Source organism: Micromonospora sp. CA-259024 (genome assembly GCF_050936255.1).
GTDB lineage: Bacteria > Actinomycetota > Actinomycetes > Mycobacteriales > Micromonosporaceae > Micromonospora.
In genome coordinates this window covers 1,733,573-1,749,096 of sequence record NZ_JBNJND010000002.1, presented here as the reverse complement: position 1 = coordinate 1,749,096, position 15,524 = coordinate 1,733,573, and the positions used below count along the sequence as shown (strand labels likewise).

The 15,524-nt window shown below is 70.5% G+C and carries 16 protein-coding genes; 10 read left to right on the top strand and 6 right to left on the bottom strand.

What is annotated here, in order from left to right:
* Window positions 1-5: 5 nt before the first annotated feature.
* Window positions 6-560, top strand: coding sequence for a hypothetical protein (locus ACQEUX_RS27620; protein WP_433054313.1), 555 nt, complete (start codon window positions 6-8; stop codon window positions 558-560).
* Here the strand turns inward: ACQEUX_RS27620 and ACQEUX_RS27615 are convergent.
* Complete coding sequence (locus tag ACQEUX_RS27615) at window positions 545-1,045, bottom strand: MarR family winged helix-turn-helix transcriptional regulator (protein WP_433054310.1); 501 nt, start codon at window positions 1,043-1,045, stop codon at window positions 545-547. The two genes, ACQEUX_RS27620 and ACQEUX_RS27615, sit on opposite strands and share 16 nt — an antisense overlap.
* A 118-nt stretch (window positions 1,046-1,163) precedes the next feature.
* On the opposite strand from ACQEUX_RS27615, the gene ACQEUX_RS27610 reads away from it, so the two are divergent.
* Window positions 1,164-1,391 (top strand): hypothetical protein, encoded by a 228-nt coding sequence (locus ACQEUX_RS27610; RefSeq protein WP_433054307.1) that lies wholly within the window; start codon window positions 1,164-1,166, stop codon window positions 1,389-1,391.
* Between the two features lie 9 nt (window positions 1,392-1,400).
* Here ACQEUX_RS27610 and ACQEUX_RS27605 read toward each other — a convergent pair whose 3' ends face one another.
* The 5 genes from ACQEUX_RS27605 to dnaA all read right to left on the bottom strand — a co-directional run bounded on the left by ACQEUX_RS27605 (window position 1,401) and on the right by dnaA (window position 7,921).
* Window positions 1,401-2,012 (bottom strand): DUF721 domain-containing protein, encoded by a 612-nt coding sequence (locus tag ACQEUX_RS27605; RefSeq protein ID WP_433054304.1) that lies wholly within the window; start codon window positions 2,010-2,012, stop codon window positions 1,401-1,403.
* Entirely contained in the window at window positions 2,002-3,135 is a 1,134-nt protein-coding gene (gene recF, locus ACQEUX_RS27600; RefSeq protein WP_433054301.1) for a DNA replication/repair protein RecF, read from the bottom strand. The genes ACQEUX_RS27605 and recF overlap by 11 nt, the downstream gene beginning before the upstream one ends.
* A gap of 16 nt (window positions 3,136-3,151) precedes the next feature.
* A complete protein-coding gene (gnd, locus tag ACQEUX_RS27595) occupies window positions 3,152-4,024 on the bottom strand; it encodes a phosphogluconate dehydrogenase (NAD(+)-dependent, decarboxylating) (RefSeq protein ID WP_433054298.1) in 873 nt (290 codons plus the stop codon).
* 40 nt (window positions 4,025-4,064) lie between these two features.
* Window positions 4,065-5,198 carry a DNA polymerase III subunit beta gene (dnaN, locus tag ACQEUX_RS27590; protein ID WP_433054295.1) on the bottom strand — a complete coding sequence of 378 codons (1,134 nt, stop codon included), beginning with the start codon at window positions 5,196-5,198 and terminating at the stop codon, window positions 4,065-4,067.
* A 776-nt stretch (window positions 5,199-5,974) separates the two neighbouring features.
* Window positions 5,975-7,921: a chromosomal replication initiator protein DnaA gene (gene dnaA / locus ACQEUX_RS27585; RefSeq protein WP_433054292.1), complete on the bottom strand. Its 1,947-nt coding sequence runs from the start codon at window positions 7,919-7,921 to the stop codon at window positions 5,975-5,977.
* A gap of 509 nt (window positions 7,922-8,430) precedes the next feature.
* Between dnaA and rpmH the strand changes: the two genes are divergently transcribed.
* The 8 genes from rpmH (at window position 8,431) to ACQEUX_RS27545 (ending at window position 14,606) form a co-directional block, all read left to right on the top strand.
* Window positions 8,431-8,568 carry a 50S ribosomal protein L34 gene (gene rpmH, locus ACQEUX_RS27580; RefSeq protein WP_007453904.1) on the top strand — a complete coding sequence of 46 codons (138 nt, stop codon included), beginning with the start codon at window positions 8,431-8,433 and terminating at the stop codon, window positions 8,566-8,568.
* 34 nt (window positions 8,569-8,602) lie between these two features.
* Window positions 8,603-9,019 carry a ribonuclease P protein component gene (gene rnpA / locus ACQEUX_RS27575; protein ID WP_433054289.1) on the top strand — a complete coding sequence of 139 codons (417 nt, stop codon included), beginning with the start codon at window positions 8,603-8,605 and terminating at the stop codon, window positions 9,017-9,019.
* Window positions 9,016-9,312 carry a membrane protein insertion efficiency factor YidD gene (gene yidD, locus ACQEUX_RS27570; RefSeq protein WP_433054286.1) on the top strand — a complete coding sequence of 99 codons (297 nt, stop codon included), beginning with the start codon at window positions 9,016-9,018 and terminating at the stop codon, window positions 9,310-9,312. Before rnpA ends, yidD begins: the two co-directional genes overlap by 4 nt.
* 2 nt (window positions 9,313-9,314) lie before the next feature.
* The gene (gene yidC, locus ACQEUX_RS27565) at window positions 9,315-10,304 is read left to right on the top strand and encodes a membrane protein insertase YidC (RefSeq protein WP_433057177.1); all 990 of its coding nucleotides are present in this window, start codon (window positions 9,315-9,317) and stop codon (window positions 10,302-10,304) included.
* 211 nt (window positions 10,305-10,515) lie between these two features.
* Window positions 10,516-11,133, top strand: a complete 618-nt coding sequence (locus tag ACQEUX_RS27560) for a protein jag (RefSeq protein WP_433054283.1) — start codon at window positions 10,516-10,518, stop codon at window positions 11,131-11,133.
* Between the two features lie 139 nt (window positions 11,134-11,272).
* Window positions 11,273-11,983, top strand: coding sequence for a 16S rRNA (guanine(527)-N(7))-methyltransferase RsmG (gene rsmG / locus ACQEUX_RS27555; protein WP_433057175.1), 711 nt, complete (start codon window positions 11,273-11,275; stop codon window positions 11,981-11,983).
* Window positions 11,984-12,239: 256 nt separating this feature from the next.
* The gene (locus tag ACQEUX_RS27550) at window positions 12,240-13,562 is read left to right on the top strand and encodes a ParA family protein (protein ID WP_433054280.1); all 1,323 of its coding nucleotides are present in this window, start codon (window positions 12,240-12,242) and stop codon (window positions 13,560-13,562) included.
* A 27-nt stretch (window positions 13,563-13,589) separates the two neighbouring features.
* Window positions 13,590-14,606, top strand: coding sequence for a ParB/RepB/Spo0J family partition protein (locus tag ACQEUX_RS27545; protein WP_433054277.1), 1,017 nt, complete (start codon window positions 13,590-13,592; stop codon window positions 14,604-14,606).
* The last annotated feature ends 918 nt before the right edge of the window (window positions 14,607-15,524 follow it).

Genomic DNA, 15,524 nt, shown 5'->3' with positions numbered 1-15,524 from the left:
GACAGATGGGGCTGGACAACGTCGCGGTGCACTGGCCGCGTACCGGCCGCTTCTACGACCCGGTCGCGCCGGCCGAGTTCGTCGACTTCGGCGAGATCGTCGAGATGCCGCGAATCTCCGCGCCGACCGCGGCGCTGGCTGAGCTCATCGCGAAGACCGGCACCATCCGGGCGACCGCGTACACCGAGTTGGTGGATCTGCTTCTCGGCCTGGAAGGTGTGTTGTACGCCACAGACGCCGCCGCCGAGGACGAGGACCCGGTCATCGACCCGGACGGCTGCTCCTGGATCGCCGGCGGCATCGAGAGGTTCGTCGCCGGGCACCGCGCGTACGGCGAGGCGGTCACCTTCGAGTCGGTGAGCACCGTGCTCCGTTCGCTGCTCGGCGACGGCAGACTGGCCGAGCAGCAGCTGCGGTGGCTGGAGAGCCGGCTCGACGCGCTGCGCGATGAGCGCGGCGATCCGCCGCAGTGGAACTTCACCTGCGCCGAGTTGGGTGTGCTGGCCGCCTTCTACCGGCGCTGTGCCGAGCGCGGTTTCGCCGTCTACGCCGACGCCTGAGCCGCTGCGCCGGTCTCCGGGGCGGCCTGGTCGCCGCTCGGCCGGTTGGCCGCCCCGATCAGCCGCGTGAGCACCGCGTGCAGGTGTTGCAGGTCCTCCACGGGCAGCCCGAGGCGCTGCACGATCGCGGCCGGAATCAGCTCTGCCTGGCTCCGCAGCGCGGCACCGCTGACGGTGAGGGTGACAGCGAGGCTGCGCTCGTCGGTGGCGTCGCGCTCCCGGCGCAGGTAGCCCGCCGCTTCGAGCCGCTTGAGCAGGGGTGACAGTGTGCCCGGGTCGAGCTGCAACAGGCGGCTGAGATCGCGACCGGACAACGGCGCGTGCTGCCAGAGCGCCAACATGACCAGGTACTGCGGATGGGTCAGCCCCATCGGTTCCAGGAGCGGCCGGTAGACGGCCACCACGCTGCGCGCGGCCACCGAGAGGGCGAAACAGACCTGTTGCTCCAGCGCCAGCGGGTCGACGCCGTCCGGTTGTTCGTTCATCGGTTGCCCTCCCCAAGCACGATGACTATCGTACCGATCATTGGTGCACCAACCATTGGGGCACCAACGGTATGTCGGGCGGACGGACGAACCGGCACAGTGCGGGAGAGGGCGGCAGATGAGCGAGGACGGCGCGGTCACCGGGTCCCCGGGTGAGGGTGGCCGATTCCTGCGTTGGGCCTACCGGTACCTCGCCGGCCCAGCCGAGGGGGTTCAGGGCGCGGTACAGGGCGGTTCGGCCGAGGCCCGAGAGGCGTGGAAACGCGACCTCGCCGAGCGCAAGCGCTACACCCGGGAGCAGCGCGAACGGAAGCGAGCGGCCCGGGAGGCCGACCGGCGGGGCTGAGCAGCCCGCTCAGCCGTACGTGTCGCGTGGGCCCCGGCCACGCACCCGGCGCGGCCCCTTCGCCCAGGACGGCGCGGCCGGCCCATGGATGTGCAGCTTGCGCACCACGTTGTGGCCGACCTCGCTGGCGATCTGCTTGAGCAGCGACCCCGCGAGCAGCCGCAGCTGGGTCGCCCACGCGGTCGAGCGCGCCTCCACGGTCAGCTCGCCGTTCTCCAGCTTGACCGGGCGACTGTTCTGGGCGACCTCCGCGCCGACGACCCGCTCCCAGGCGCCGAACACGGTGGCCTCGGCCGCCGGTTGCTGCCAGCCGCGCGCCTTCACCAACCGGTTCAGCACAGCGCTGAGCGGCTGCGGATCGCGCGGGTCGGGGCCGGGGCCGGAGTAGCCACGCAAGCGCCGCCCCGAACCGGCGGCAGCGTCGCCGCTCCCGCCGCCAGGGGTACGCCGGGCGCGGGCCGCCGCCTGCCGCCGCGACAGCGCCGCGTCGAGCACCGCGCGGGCCAGCTCCGGCCCGCTGGCGGCCGCCGGCTCACCGCCCGTCGCCTCCGCCCCGGGGGTACGCGCGGCTGCGGGGTCACCGCCGGCCACGGGTCGGTTGGTGCGTGGCTCATCCGACACGGCGTACCGTCCCTTCGCCGACCTGGTAGCGGGTGCCGCGCAGGGCGGACGGCACGTCGTCGTCCACCGCGCAGGTGACCAACAACTGACTCGCTCCGCCCACCAGCTCGGCCAGCCGCTCCCGGCGGCCGGTGTCCAACTCCGCGAAGACGTCGTCGAGCACCAGCACCGGCTCGATACCGTCGGCGCGTAGGAGGTCGTACCCGGCCAGCCGCAGCGCGAGCGCGAACGACCAGGACTCACCGTGGCTCGCGTACCCCTTGGCGGGCAGTGGGCCGAGAGTCAGTGCCAGCTCGTCGCGGTGCGGGCCGACCAGGGTGGTGCCCCGTTCGATCTCGGCGGAGCGGGACGCGGCCAGGGCGGCGGTCAGTGCCTCGGCCAACGCGGCCCGGTCGGTGGTCGGCTCGGCCAGCTCGATCGAGGGCCGGTAGGCGATGCTCGCCGCGCCCCGACCGGCGGCCACCGCGTCGTACGCCTTGGCGACGTGCGGGGTGAGCGCGGCGACCAGCTCCAGTCGACCGGCGAGCAGCTCCGCGCCGTGCTGGGCCAGGTGGGTGTCCCAGACGGCGAGGGTGCCGAGGTCGCCGCCCCGGGACCCGCCGGTCTTGCGAGCCAGGTACGCGGTGCGCAGCAGGGCGTTGCGCTGCTTGACCACCCGCTCGTAGTCGGCCCGCACGCCCGCGTACCGGGGCTGTCGGTTGACCAGCAGGTCGTCCAGGTAGCGGCGGCGCTCGGCCGGGTCGCCCCGGACCAGTTCCAGGTCCTCGGGGGCGAAGAGCACCAGGCGCAGGGCGCCCAGCACGTCCCGGGCCCGTCGCGCCGGGGAGCGGCCCAGCCGCGCCCGGTTGGCCTTGCCGGGCACGATCTCCAGCTCGACCAGGAGTTCCCGCCCGTCGTGCACCACCACACACCGGATCACCGCCGAGGCGGCACCCATCCGGACCAGCGGGGCGTCCGTGGCGACCCGGTGTGAGTCCAGGGTCGCCACGTAGCCCAGCGCCTCGACGAGGTTGGTCTTGCCGACGCCGTTGGCGCCGGTCAGGACGTTCGCCCCCGGCTGGAGATCGACGGCGACCCGCTCGTACGAGCGGAAGTCGACCAGTTCCAGCCGGTGAACGTACACAGGGTGTGGATACCGCTCAGCGCTTGTGGACGGCGTGGCCGCCGAACTGCTGGCGCAGCGCGGCAACGGCCTTCATGGCGGGCGAGTCGTCCTGCCGCGAGGCGAACCGGGCGAACAGCGACGCGGTGATGACGTTCAGCGGCACGGCCAGCCGGACCGCCTCGTCGACCGTCCACCGGCCCTCGCCGGTGTCCTCGGTGTAGCCGCTCAGGTCGGCCAGCTCCGGGTCCTCGTCGAGCGCCCGGTCCAGCAGGTCGAGCAGCCACGAGCGGACGACGGTGCCCTCCCGCCAGGACTTGAACACCCCCGGCACGTTGGTCACCAGCTCGGAGGCGGTCAGCAGCTCGTAGCCCTCGGCGTAGGCGTGCATCAGGCCGTACTCGATGCCGTTGTGCACCATCTTCGAGTAGTGCCCGGCACCGACCGGCCCGGCGTGGACGAAGCCGAACTCGCCCTCCGGCTTGAGCGCGTTGAAGATCGGCATGAGCCGGTCGACGTGCTCCTGGGCACCGCCGACCATCAGCCCATAGCCGTTCTGCCGGCCCCAGACGCCACCGGAGACACCGACGTCGAGGTAGCCGATACCCCGCTCGTTGAGCCGCTCGGCCCGGGGGGCGTCGTCGCTGAAGCGCGAGTTGCCGCCGTCGATGATGATGTCGCCCTCGCCGAGCACCGCGGCGAGCTCGTCGATGGTGGCATCGGTGACACCGGCGGGCACCATGACCCAGACCGCACGCGGCGACTCGAGCTTCTCCGCCAGGCCCGCGATGGTCGCGACGTCGCTCAGCTGTGCGTTGTGGTCGAAGCCGACCACCTCGTGACCGGCAGCACGCAACCGCTCCCGCATGTTGCCGCCCATCCGGCCGAGTCCTACAAGGCCGAGCTGCATGTGTTTCTACCTCCGTGGATCTGGGTGTTGCTGGGCGCGATCAGCGGGAAACGCGGATCGGCATGATGAGGTACCGGTACCCCGGAACGACCTCGCCATCCTCACCGGCGGGAGAGATCACCGCGGGCTTGAAGGCGTCGACGAACGAGAGCACGGCGGTCTGGGAGCCCAGGTTGGCCAGGCCGTCGATGAGGTACTGCGGGTTGAACCCGATGGTCAACGCGTCGCCGGTGAAGGTGGCCTCCATCGCCTCGCTGGCCCGCGCCTCCTCGGAACCACCCGCCTCGACCACCAGGCCGTCGGCACTGAAGCTGAGCAGCACCGGGGTGGTCCGCTCGGCGACCAGCGCGACCCGCTTGACCACCTCGATCAGGGTGCTGACCGGCACCCGGGCCTCGGCGTTGTGGGTGGCCGGGAAGAGCGAACGCACCGGCGGGTAGTTGGCACCGTCGAGCAGGCGGCTGGTGGTGCGCCGGGTGCCGCCGGCCAGGCCGACCATGCCCTCGCCGGCGGCGCCCTGGGCGAGGGCGAGCGTGACCTCGCCGCCCAGCGGGCCGAGCGCCTTGGCGGTGTCGTTCAGGGTGCGGGCCGGCACCAGGGCGTTGAAGCTCACGTCGGGGTCGTCCGGCCGCCACTGGATCTCACGCAGCGCCAGCCGGTAACGGTCGGTGGCGAGCATCGACAGCGTGTTGCCGGAGAGCTCGACGCGGACGCCGGTCATCATCGGCAGCGTCTCGTCCCGGCCGGCGGCGATGGCCACCTGGGCGACGGCGGTGGCGAAGGTGGCGGCGTCGACCGTGCCGGCGCTCTGCGGCATCTCCGGCAGCGCGGGGTAATCCTCCACCGGCATGGTGGGCAGGGTGAACCGGGCGCTGCCGCAGACCAGCTCGAGGTGGGCGCCGACCGCGGCGATGTCCACCGGCTTGGCCGGCAGTGCCTTGGTGATCTCGGCGAGCAGGCGGCCGGAGACCAGCGCGGCGCCGTCGGCGTCACCCTGCACCTCGACGGTCACCTGGCTGGAGACCTCGTAGTCGAACCCGGAGACCCGCAGGTTGCCGTCGGTGACGCGGAGCATCACCCCGGCGAGCACCGGTACGGATGGCCGGTTGGGCAGGCTCTTCGCGGTCCACGCCACGGCCTCAGCGAGCGCGTCGCGCTCCACTCGGAACTTCATCAATGCCTCCGCGTCGACGTCAGCGACAACTCTCTCATGCCGACCGCTGCCTACCGTCCCGCCCGACCGTGCGGGTACCCATCGCACCTTAGGGCGCGGGGGCATCGGCTGTGCGCCCGACCCCATGGATCGTGTCGGTGCTGACCGGCTCATCCGGCAGCGTTAGGCCCGATCCACAGAAAGCCCAACGGTGATGATTGGTTTTTGTTCTCTTAGAAGAGATAACTCATCGTCTTCATCGCACCTGTGCAAAGTGTGGAAAACCCGGGTCTGCGCAGCTCAGACAGGTTATCCACCGGTGATTTAGCTGTGGAGAACCAGGGGTACAACCTCCTTGCGTGTCCACAGCCGCGTCTCGACGGCCGGTTGTCCACCGTCGTCCACCGGTTGTCCACCGGTAATCCACCGACTTTCTCCCCAAGCCTGTGGACGACGATGAAGATCACCATTGCCGTCATCCCCAGAACCTTCAACAGCTCGTACACAGGTCGACGGTCATCGGTGGAAAACGTGACGGTTGTCCCCAGGCGTCCACAGCCTCGTACACAGGGTTTCTCCACAGCCTGTGGGTAACCGGCGAAGTGCGGACCGTAGTTATCCACCGACGGTGGACAACGAGCTGTGGACAACGAGCGGGAGTCGAGGCGGTCACGGCTTCGATGCTGTGGCCTACACCATGTCGAGAGTCGAGCTGAGGACGAGAAAAAGAACGCCCGGCCGGAGATCCGGCCGGGCGCGTCCCGGGCTGCGTGCCGTCACGACGGCTGGCGTACGCCTCAGCTGTTCTGTTTGATCCGGTTGGTCAGCTCGGCGATCTGGTTGTAGAGCGAGCGGCGCTCCGCCATCTGCTGACGGATCTTCCGGTCGGCGTGCATCACCGTGGTGTGGTCCCGGCCACCGAAGGCCTGCCCGATCCGGGGCAGCGACAGCTCGGTCAGCTCCCGACACAGGTACATGGCCACCTGCCGGGCGTTCACCAGCACCCGGGACCTGGACTGGCCGCGCAGATCCTCCAGGCTGACACCGAAGTAGTCGGCGGTCGACGCCATGATCTGGTCGGCGTTGATCTCCGGCCCGGCGCCGTCGGGCATGAAGTCCCGGAGCACCTCCTCGGCCAGCGACAGCTCGACTGTCGACCGGGTCAGACTGGCGAACGCGGTCACCCGGATCAGCGCGCCCTCCAGTTCCCGGATCGAGTTCGACACCCGGGAGGCGATGAACTCCAGCACGTCCGGCGGGGCGTACATCCGCTCCTGCGCCGCCTTCTTCTGCAGAATCGCGATCCGGGTCTCCAGGTCCGGCGGCTGGATGTCGGCCAGCAGCCCCCACTCGAACCGGGTTCGCATCCGGTCCTCAAGGGTGGCGAGCTGGCGCGGCGAGCGGTCGGAGGTGATCACGATCTGCTTGTTGGCGTTGTGCAGGGTGTTGAAGGTGTGGAAGAACTCCTCCTGGGTGCGCTCGCGGTTCTCCAGGAACTGGATGTCGTCGATCAGCAGGATGTCGACGTCGCGGTAGCGCCGCTGGAACGCACTGGTCTTGTCGTCCCGGAGCGAGTTGATGAAGTCGTTGGTGAACTCCTCGGTCGAGACGTACCGGACCGAGCGGGCGTTGCCGAGTGTCGTGGCGTAGTGCCCGATGGCGTGCAGCAGGTGGGTCTTGCCCAGCCCGGAGTGACCGTAGATGAACAGCGGGTTGTACGCCTTCGCCGGTGACTCCGCCACCGCCACGCTCGCCGCGTGCGCGAACCGGTTGGACGAGCCGATGACGAACGTCTCGAACATGTACTTCGGGTTGAGCCGGTTGCCGCCGGTGTCGGCACCGGGCAGCCGGCGGTCGTCGCGGCCACCCGCCCGATGGTCCACTCCGCTGCGGCCCGGGCCGCTGTCCGTTCCGCTGTCTCTCGGCAGCGCGCGGATCACGTGCTGGTCGCGCGGCGACGCCGCGTCTTCCCGGTAGCGGGGCTCGTAGGGCCGGGTGTCCGGGCCGGGCGGGTCCAGGCGAGCGGCCTGCTCGTCGTAGCCGCGCCGGTCCGGTCCTGGTCGGGACGACCGCATCGGCTCCGCGAACGCGGCGCTGAACAGCGCCTCCTGCCCGTCCCTGCTGGTCGGGATCAGCCCCGAACGGTGCCCGTCCGTGGTCGCCGCGAGCGGCGGACCCGCCGGCGCGGGTGGCGCGACCGGCTCAGGCCCGAGCGCCGCGTGTGGTTGTTCAGGGATCATCGCGTCGGTGGCCGACCGGCCGCCGTGGTCGGTGTCGAGCGGCACGCCGGCCGGACCCTCGATGTCGAGCGGCCCGGTGTCCGGGGCGCTGCGGTAGACGGTGCCGGCCGGTCGGCCGGTGGCGTCCTCGGCCACCCGGACGGTGACCGCGACCTGGATCGGCCGGCCGAGCCGGCGGGTGAGCGCCTCGGTGATCGCCGGGCGCAGTCGTGACTCGATCACGTCGCGGGTGAACGCGTCCGGGACGGAGAGAAGCGCGGTGTCCTCGACGATCGCCCGCAGCCGGGTCAGTCGGAGATAGGCACGCTGCTGAGCGGAGATGATCTCGTCGGCGAGCTCGTCGGTCGCCGCCAACCACACCGCGGCAAGGTCGGTCGTACCGGCCACCGTCGTGCCACCCCCTCGCCTCTGCTCCCGGCCGCCGCTGTCTGCCAGCCGGCCGTCCCGGGCCCGCCGCGTTCGCGGGTGGAACAACACCCACGCGGACGGTCGACCGGTGGTCATCCACAAGTTATCCACAGCCTGTGTACCGACCGATTGTGGCCGCCGCCGGACGCGGGTGGGACCTGCCCCCTGCCTGACCGGGCGCTGAAGCGGGTTCACCGTGCCGAACGATTCACTAGCTTGTCCGGTCTTGCCTGCGCGACGACCGGAGCTTCCGACGCTCACCGCAATCGGGCACGGTAACAGCGTTGTCCCTGCCCCATCAACCGGCGACGCGGCGACGCCCTTGTCGGCATCAGCGAAAACCGCCCTTCGGCCTCGGGCGCGTCCTGTTGTTCGCCGATCGGGGTGTTTGACGGTCATTGCCCCCCTGCGTAGGCTGGAACGGCTGCTTTCTCGCCCTCTGCTAGGGTGATGGGTGCTTGCTGTCCGCGGTCGCATCCCCGCATCGCCGAGGTCCCGCTCCGCCGGACAGCACCGATCGGGGGCCACCGTCGAGGTGGCCTGGACCACCACACGACCCCGGCGATCCCGTCGCGCGGGGCGCGTACGAAAACGGAGAGCCTGACGTGAGCAAGCGCACCTACCAGCCGAACAACCGCCGGCGCGCGAAGACCCACGGCTTCCGGCTGCGCATGCGCACCCGTGCCGGCCGTGCCATCCTCTCGAGCCGTCGCGCCAAGGGTCGCACCACCCTGTCGGCCTGAGCCGACCGGGCCGGTCCAGGGGACGTGGGCAGTCGTGCTGGCCGCCGCACAGCGACTGCGGCGCAGCACTGACTTCGCCGCAGCGGTTCGCGGTGGCCGACGCGCCGGACGTGGCGCCGTCGTGGTCCACCTGACCGTGCCGGTGACAGCCGACCCCAGCACACCGACCTCGCCGGAGCCGGCGCGGGGCAACAGTGCGGAGCAGTTATCCGTGCCGTCCCGCGCCGGCTTCGTCGTGTCCAAAGCCGTCGGCAACGCGGTGACCCGTAACCGGGTCCGGCGCAGACTGCGGGAACTGGTCCGGGAACGGTTGATCGCCCTGCCGGCAGGCAGCACCCTGGTCGTCCGGGCACTCCCCGCAGCGGCAGAGGCGTCGTACCCTCGCCTCGCCACGGACCTGGACGCCGCCATCGCGGTCGCCCGGTCGCCCCGCGAGCGGCGGTCCCGATGAGCGGCACCGACCAGAGCAGCCCACGCCCGCCGACAACCGGTGCCAAGGTGCTGATCGCGCCCATCATCGCGTACCGTCGGTGGATAAGTCCGGCACTGCCGGCCCGCTGTCGGTTCTATCCGTCGTGCAGTGCGTACGCCCAGGAGGCGGTCGCTCGGCACGGCGCGCTCCGGGGAGCCGGGCTGGCGGTCCGGCGGCTGTTGCGCTGCCACCCCTTTCACCCTGGTGGATATGACCCGGTTCCGGAGCCGGGCGGCCGCCGCCGTGCTGATGTGACTGGAGCCCCGAATTGAGTCTGAGTCTCGACTGGATCTACTACGCGATTTCGTGGATCCTGCTGACCTGGCACTCTGCCTGGGACGCCATCGGGGTGCCGGTCGGCTCGGTGATCGGCACCAACTTCGCCTGGATCCTGGCCATCGTCTTCCTGGTGGTCACCGTCCGGGTGATCCTGTTCCCGGTCTTCGTCAAGCAGATCAAGTCGCAGCGAGCGATGCAGGCGCTCCAGCCCAAGGTCAAGGAGCTGCAGGAGAAGCACAAGGGTGACCGGGAGACGCTCCAGAAAGAGATGATGGAGCTCTACCGGAAGGAAAAGGCCAACCCGCTGATGGGTTGCCTTCCGATGTTCCTCCAGATCCCGGTCTTCCTCGGCCTCTTCCACGTGCTGCGCCGGCTCGACCCGGACAAGCAGAGCAAGACCCTCTACGGCTGGACCGTCGACCAGTTCCAGAGCGCCTCGCAGGCGAAGCTCTTCACCGCACCGATCGCCGGCAAGTTCGGCTCCACGCCCGACGAGTTGGCCAGTCTCGGTGCCAACGGCACCACCGTGAAGATCATCGCCGGCGTCCTGGTTCTGGTCATGATCGCGACCACCTACCTGACCAGCCGTCAGATGATCCTCAAGACCGGCTGGGCCGAGGACCCGCAGCAGCGGATGATCCAGCGACTGATGCTCTACGGCATCCCCGCGTCGCTGCTGATCTCCGGCGCGATCTTCCCGATCGGTGTGATCATCTACTGGGTCACCAACAACCTCTTCACCCTCGGGCAGCAGCAGTGGGTGCTGCGGAAGTTCCCGCCGCCGGTGACCGCCAAGAAGGCGGTCGCCCCCACCGCCTCTCGCAACCCGGTGCAGCCCGCCAAGTCCGGTGGTCTGTTCGGTCGTGGCAAGTCGGCCCCGCCGGCGCCGGTCAAGGCCGCCGCGCCCAAGGTGGCCGGGCCGAAGCCGGGTGCCAAGCCGGTCAACAACCCGAAGAAGGGCCGCCCCGCCAAGCGGCAGGGCTGACCGGTAAGGGCCGCCGCCGGGTGACCGGCGGTGACCCGTTCCGCACCGTGCTGCCGCCGTACGGCCGGCACCGGGCGGAACGACCGCGCATCGCGCGGCCACGGGCGACACTGCCCGTACAGACGTGCCTGTGGGCACCGGCGACCTCCCGCCGGCCCCGGGAAACCAGTCGGACCCGACGGTCCGGCCGAGCGAGTACGGAGATGAGACCGTGACCGAGACCAGCATCCCCCACGCCGAGCAGTCCCTGGACGAGGAGGAGACCGCGACGCTCGCGGTGGACGGCGACGACAACGAGGTCGACGACACCGAGACGGATGACGACACCGAGGCCACCACCGGCGTCCGGGTGAAGAAGGCCGCGGGCGAGGGCGACCTGTTCCGGCAGAGCGAGATCGCCGCCGACTACGTCGAGGGGCTCCTCGACATCCTCGACTACGACGGCGACATCGACGAGCTGGTCGCCGGTGGCCGACCGGTGGTCGAGGTGGTCGGCGCCGGACTGCAGAACCTGGTCGGTCAGCGCGGTGCCACCCTGGAAGCTCTCCAGGAGCTGACCCGCCTCGCCGTCTTCCGGCAGACCGGAACGCCGAGCCGCCTGCTGCTCGATGTCGGCGGCTACCGGACGAACCGCCGCAAGGAACTCGCCGCGGTCGCCAAGAACGCCGTCGAGAAGGTCAAGGAGTACGGCGAGCCGGTCCGACTGGAGGCCATGTCCGCGTTCGAGCGCAAGTGCGTCCACGACGTGGTCAACGCCATGTCCGGCGTGGAGAGCGAGTCCGAGGGTGTCGAGCCGAACCGGCGCATCATCGTACGGCCGGCGGACTGACCGGGTGACCCACGACGACACGGCCGACGCCGTGACCGGCCCGGGCGGCACGCCGCCCGGGCCGTCCGCTGTCCAGCCTGATACCGCCGATGCCGATGCGACTCGACTCGGCACCGCCCCGTCGCCAGCTGAGGCGGCGTTGCCGCCCGAGCTCGCTCCGGCCGCACTGACCCTCTTCGGCGATCGTCTCGACCTGGCCGCCGCGTACGCCGAGCTGTTGGCCACCGATGGCGTGGTCCGCGGTCTGATCGGTCCTCGGGAGGCACCCCGCATCTGGGACCGGCACCTGCTCAACTGTGCCGCGGTCGCCGAGCTGATCCCCTCCGGCGCGACCGTGCTCGACGTCGGCTCCGGTGCCGGTCTGCCGGGTCTGGTTCTCGCCATCGCGCGCCCCGATCTCACGGTCACCCTGATCGAGCCTCTCGCCCGACGGACGTCGTTCCTGATCGAGGTCGTCGAGCGACTCGGCCTGGCCAGATCGGTGCGGGTGTTCCGCGGTCGGGCTGACGAGGCGGCCACCGGATCGAGCGGCCGGGAACCGATCAGCGGAGACGTGGTGACCTCCCGCGCGGTCGCGCCACTGGATCGTCTGGCGGGCTGGAGCCTGCCGCTGGCCGTTCGTGGCGGCCGTCTGCTGGCGCTGAAAGGGTCGTCCGCCGCAGCGGAGATCGAGGAGCACGCCGAGGTGGTGGCGCGACTCGGTGGCGGAGAGCCGACCGTGCACCTCTGCGGCGTCGACGTGATTGATCCGCCCACCACCGTCGTGGAGATCGTGCGCGAGCGCATGGTCGGCCCCCGGCCCCCGGCGGCCAACAAGCGCCCTCGGGGTGGACGCGCCCGCCGACGCTGACACTTCGCGCCAGCGGGCTTCCGGCCGGTGGGTTGCCTCGTTGTACCGGTACGGATGGACGAGGAGATGAGAACCCGACGTGGACCGGCCGCGCCCGTCCGCCGTAGGCTGACCGCGCGTCGATAGTGTGGAGCGGGCGACGGACGTCGCGGGTCTCCGACCGCTCCCGAGGGCCGTACGCTCCGGGTTGCGAGCGCGGGTGCGGCCAAGTTGACCGGGGCGCGGACCGACCATCCGAAGCGGGCAGGGATGACAGGTGCATGACGACGGCAGGTACGACGATCCACGCGTGACCGGGTCAACCAGCGATCCCGTTTCACGTGAAACCGACTACCAGAGCTGGTCGCCGGGTGCGACCGGGCCATCGAACCAACCTGCGGACGGCGAACCGCCGTTGCGCGACGAACCCACCGGCTCGGGCCAGCCGGAGGACCCAATCACCCCGGACCCGACGACTGTTCGTCGGACGCCGGAGGGGTTGAGTCGACCGGTCAACGCCGCCGAGGTGCGGTCGACCTCGGGTCGGCGGAACACCGCCGCAGCGGTTCGCTTCGAGCCGGCGGTACCGCACCAACCCACCCCGGCGGCTGTTCGGGACGCCGCACCGGTGGTCGCCGCCGCACCGGTCGCTTCGACCGAGTCGCTGGCCGCCGTGGCCGCCGATCCCACGTACGTTTCACGTGAAACCCCGACGCGCGAAGAGGATGACCCACCGTTGGCTATGGAGGCGATGCGCGCCGTGCAGATCCTGAATCCCAGTGGCGAGGTGACCATGCCTCGGCCGGACCGGACCCGGGTCATGTGCGTCGCCAATCAGAAGGGCGGCGTGGGCAAGACCACGACCACCGTCAACCTTGCGGTGGCACTCGCGCTGCACGGCAACCGCGTGCTCGTGGTGGACCTCGACCCGCAGGGCAATGCCTCGACCGGGCTTAACGTCCCGCACCACACCGGCATCCCCGACGTCTACGACTGCCTGATCAACAGCGTGCCGTTGGCCGAGGTGGCCCAGGCGGTCGAGGGCATCCCCAACCTCTGGTGCGTACCCGCGACCATCGACCTGGCCGGCGCGGAGATCGAGCTGGTGTCGGTGGTGGCGCGGGAGTCGCGTCTGGACCGCGCGATCGCCGCCTACCCGGGCGAGTTCGACTACGTCTTCATCGACTGCCCACCGTCGCTCGGTTTGCTCACGGTCAACGCCCTGGTCGCCGCCCAGGAGGTGCTGATTCCGATCCAGTGCGAGTACTACGCCCTGGAAGGGCTCAACCAACTGATCAACAACATCAACCTGGTGCGCCAACACCTCAACCCGAAGCTCGATGTCTCCACCATCCTGCTGACCATGTACGACCGCCGTACCCGGTTGGCCGACGCGGTCGAGCAGGACGTCCGGAACCACTTCGGCGACAAGGTTCTCCAGGCGGTCATCCCCCGCAACGTCCGGGTCTCCGAGGCGCCCAGCTACGGGCAGTCGGTGATGACCTACGATCCCGGTTCGCGGGGGGCCACGAGCTATTTCGAGGCCGCGCAGGAGATTGCCGAGCGGGGCGTCAAGGAGCCGGTGGGCCGGAATGCGTAGTGCGGACGAGTTGCTGGGAGGCGTGGCATGAAGAACCGTCCTCGGGGCGGTCTGGGTAAGGGCCTGGGGGCTCTGATCCCAACCGGGCCGGTGCCGGGTGCCGCCGGCACCGTGACGGCCGAACCGGAGAGCGAGCACGTCGACGACACGGGCACCGGGGCCGTCCCCGCGGTGTCCACCGGCACGCCGGTTGACGAGCCGGAGCCCACTCTCAGTCCGGTGCCGGGAGCGCGATTCGCCGAGATCCCGGTCGACGCGATCCTGCCCAACCCGAAGCAGCCCCGTCAGGTCTTCGATGAGGAGGCACTGGAGGAGCTCAAGACCTCGATCCAGGAGGTCGGCTTCCTCCAGCCCATCGTCGTCCGACAGCTCGACGACGAGAAGTACGAGCTGGTGATGGGCGAGCGCCGTTGGCGGGCCGCCCAGGCGGTGGGCCGGGAGAGCATCCCGGCAATCGTCCGGGACACTCGCGACGACGCCATGCTTCGCGACGCGCTGCTGGAGAACATCCACCGCGCGAACCTGAACCCTCTGGAAGAGGCTGCCGCCTACCAACAGCTGCTGGAGGAGTTCGGGGCCACCCACGAGGAGTTGGCCCGTCGGATCGGCCGGAGTCGTCCGCAGATCTCCAACACGATCAGGTTGTTGAACCTGCCGGCCCAGGTGCAGCGCCGGGTTGCCGCGGGGATCCTGTCGGCGGGCCACGCCCGCGCTCTGCTGAGCCTCGACGAGGCGGAGGCGCAGGAGCAGTTGGCGTTGCGGATCGTGGCCGAAGGGCTGTCGGTCCGGGCGACCGAGGAGATTGTGGCCCTGGCGCTCAACGATGGGCCGGCGAAGGGCCAGGCCGCGAAGCGGCGACCGAAGGCGCACGCGCCGGCCCTGACCGATCTCGCGGATCGGCTGTCCGACCGGTTCGACACCCGGGTGAAGGTGGACATCGGTCGGAGCAAGGGCAAGATCACGATTGAGTTCGCGACGGTGGACGATCTTGAGCGGATCGTCGGCATCATCGGCGTTCAGCAGGAGGAGGGGGACGGGGACTGAGTTCCCACTTCCGCCCTACGGCCGCGCACCCCTCCGGGTAGCGCGGCCGTTCTGCATCCGGCCCCGCCGCGTTTCACGTGAAACGGGCCGTCGGCCCGTCCTGGGCGGACGGCGACCAGGACGAGGTCAGCCGGCCCGTTTCACGTGAAACGGGCCGGCCCGTTTCACGCTCCGCCGACGGGCGCAGCCGGGACCGGTGAGCCGGGGCGCATACCCGATTACACCAAAACATGGAGCCGTCGTTTCACGTGAAACGGCGGCTCCACGGAGCGCGGCACCTCTGGGGGGTGCCTGAGGATGGCCGTCGGCGGCGTACTTCCCTGCCCGACGGGAGGAGCGCCAGATGGCCACGAGGCGGCGGATGATTTGGTAGCCGGCCATGAGTGCCCCTGCGCGCCGCTCAGCGCCCTCCTGCCGCCCCGCGCGCCGCAGGGGGTAGTCGTGTCCTCCTCAGGCGCTCAGGCCCCTCTCGCGGCGCGTGCGGGCCAGGTTCCCGCCCCAGGCGCACCGACGCCCGGGGCGACCGAGCTGCCAGTCGAAGCGCCCACCTCCTGTCGGCTACCCGCCGTCTGCGCCTCACGTCTGGCGGACGGTGGTCATCCGACCGTCGGACGTCGCTGCGACGTGTCGGCGGCTGCACCGCCCCGGCGTCCTCCGAGGCCAGCGGTGCCACCGATCCCGACCTGATCGACGTCGACCTCCTGCACCATGCGGCCCGAGGTATCGGCTACCGAAACCACCAGTGCGCTTGCCGCGGGCCCCCGTCGAGGGCGTCGGCGGCAATCTGCCGCCACCACACCCGCCAGCCGCGTGCGGGTGGGTGGCAGGCCATGTCCGACGAGGTGTGGCATCCGGTTGAGTGAGCAGGGGACAGGGCCGCACCGGCCGGGTGACTGACCCTCCCGAAGTGCAGACGTC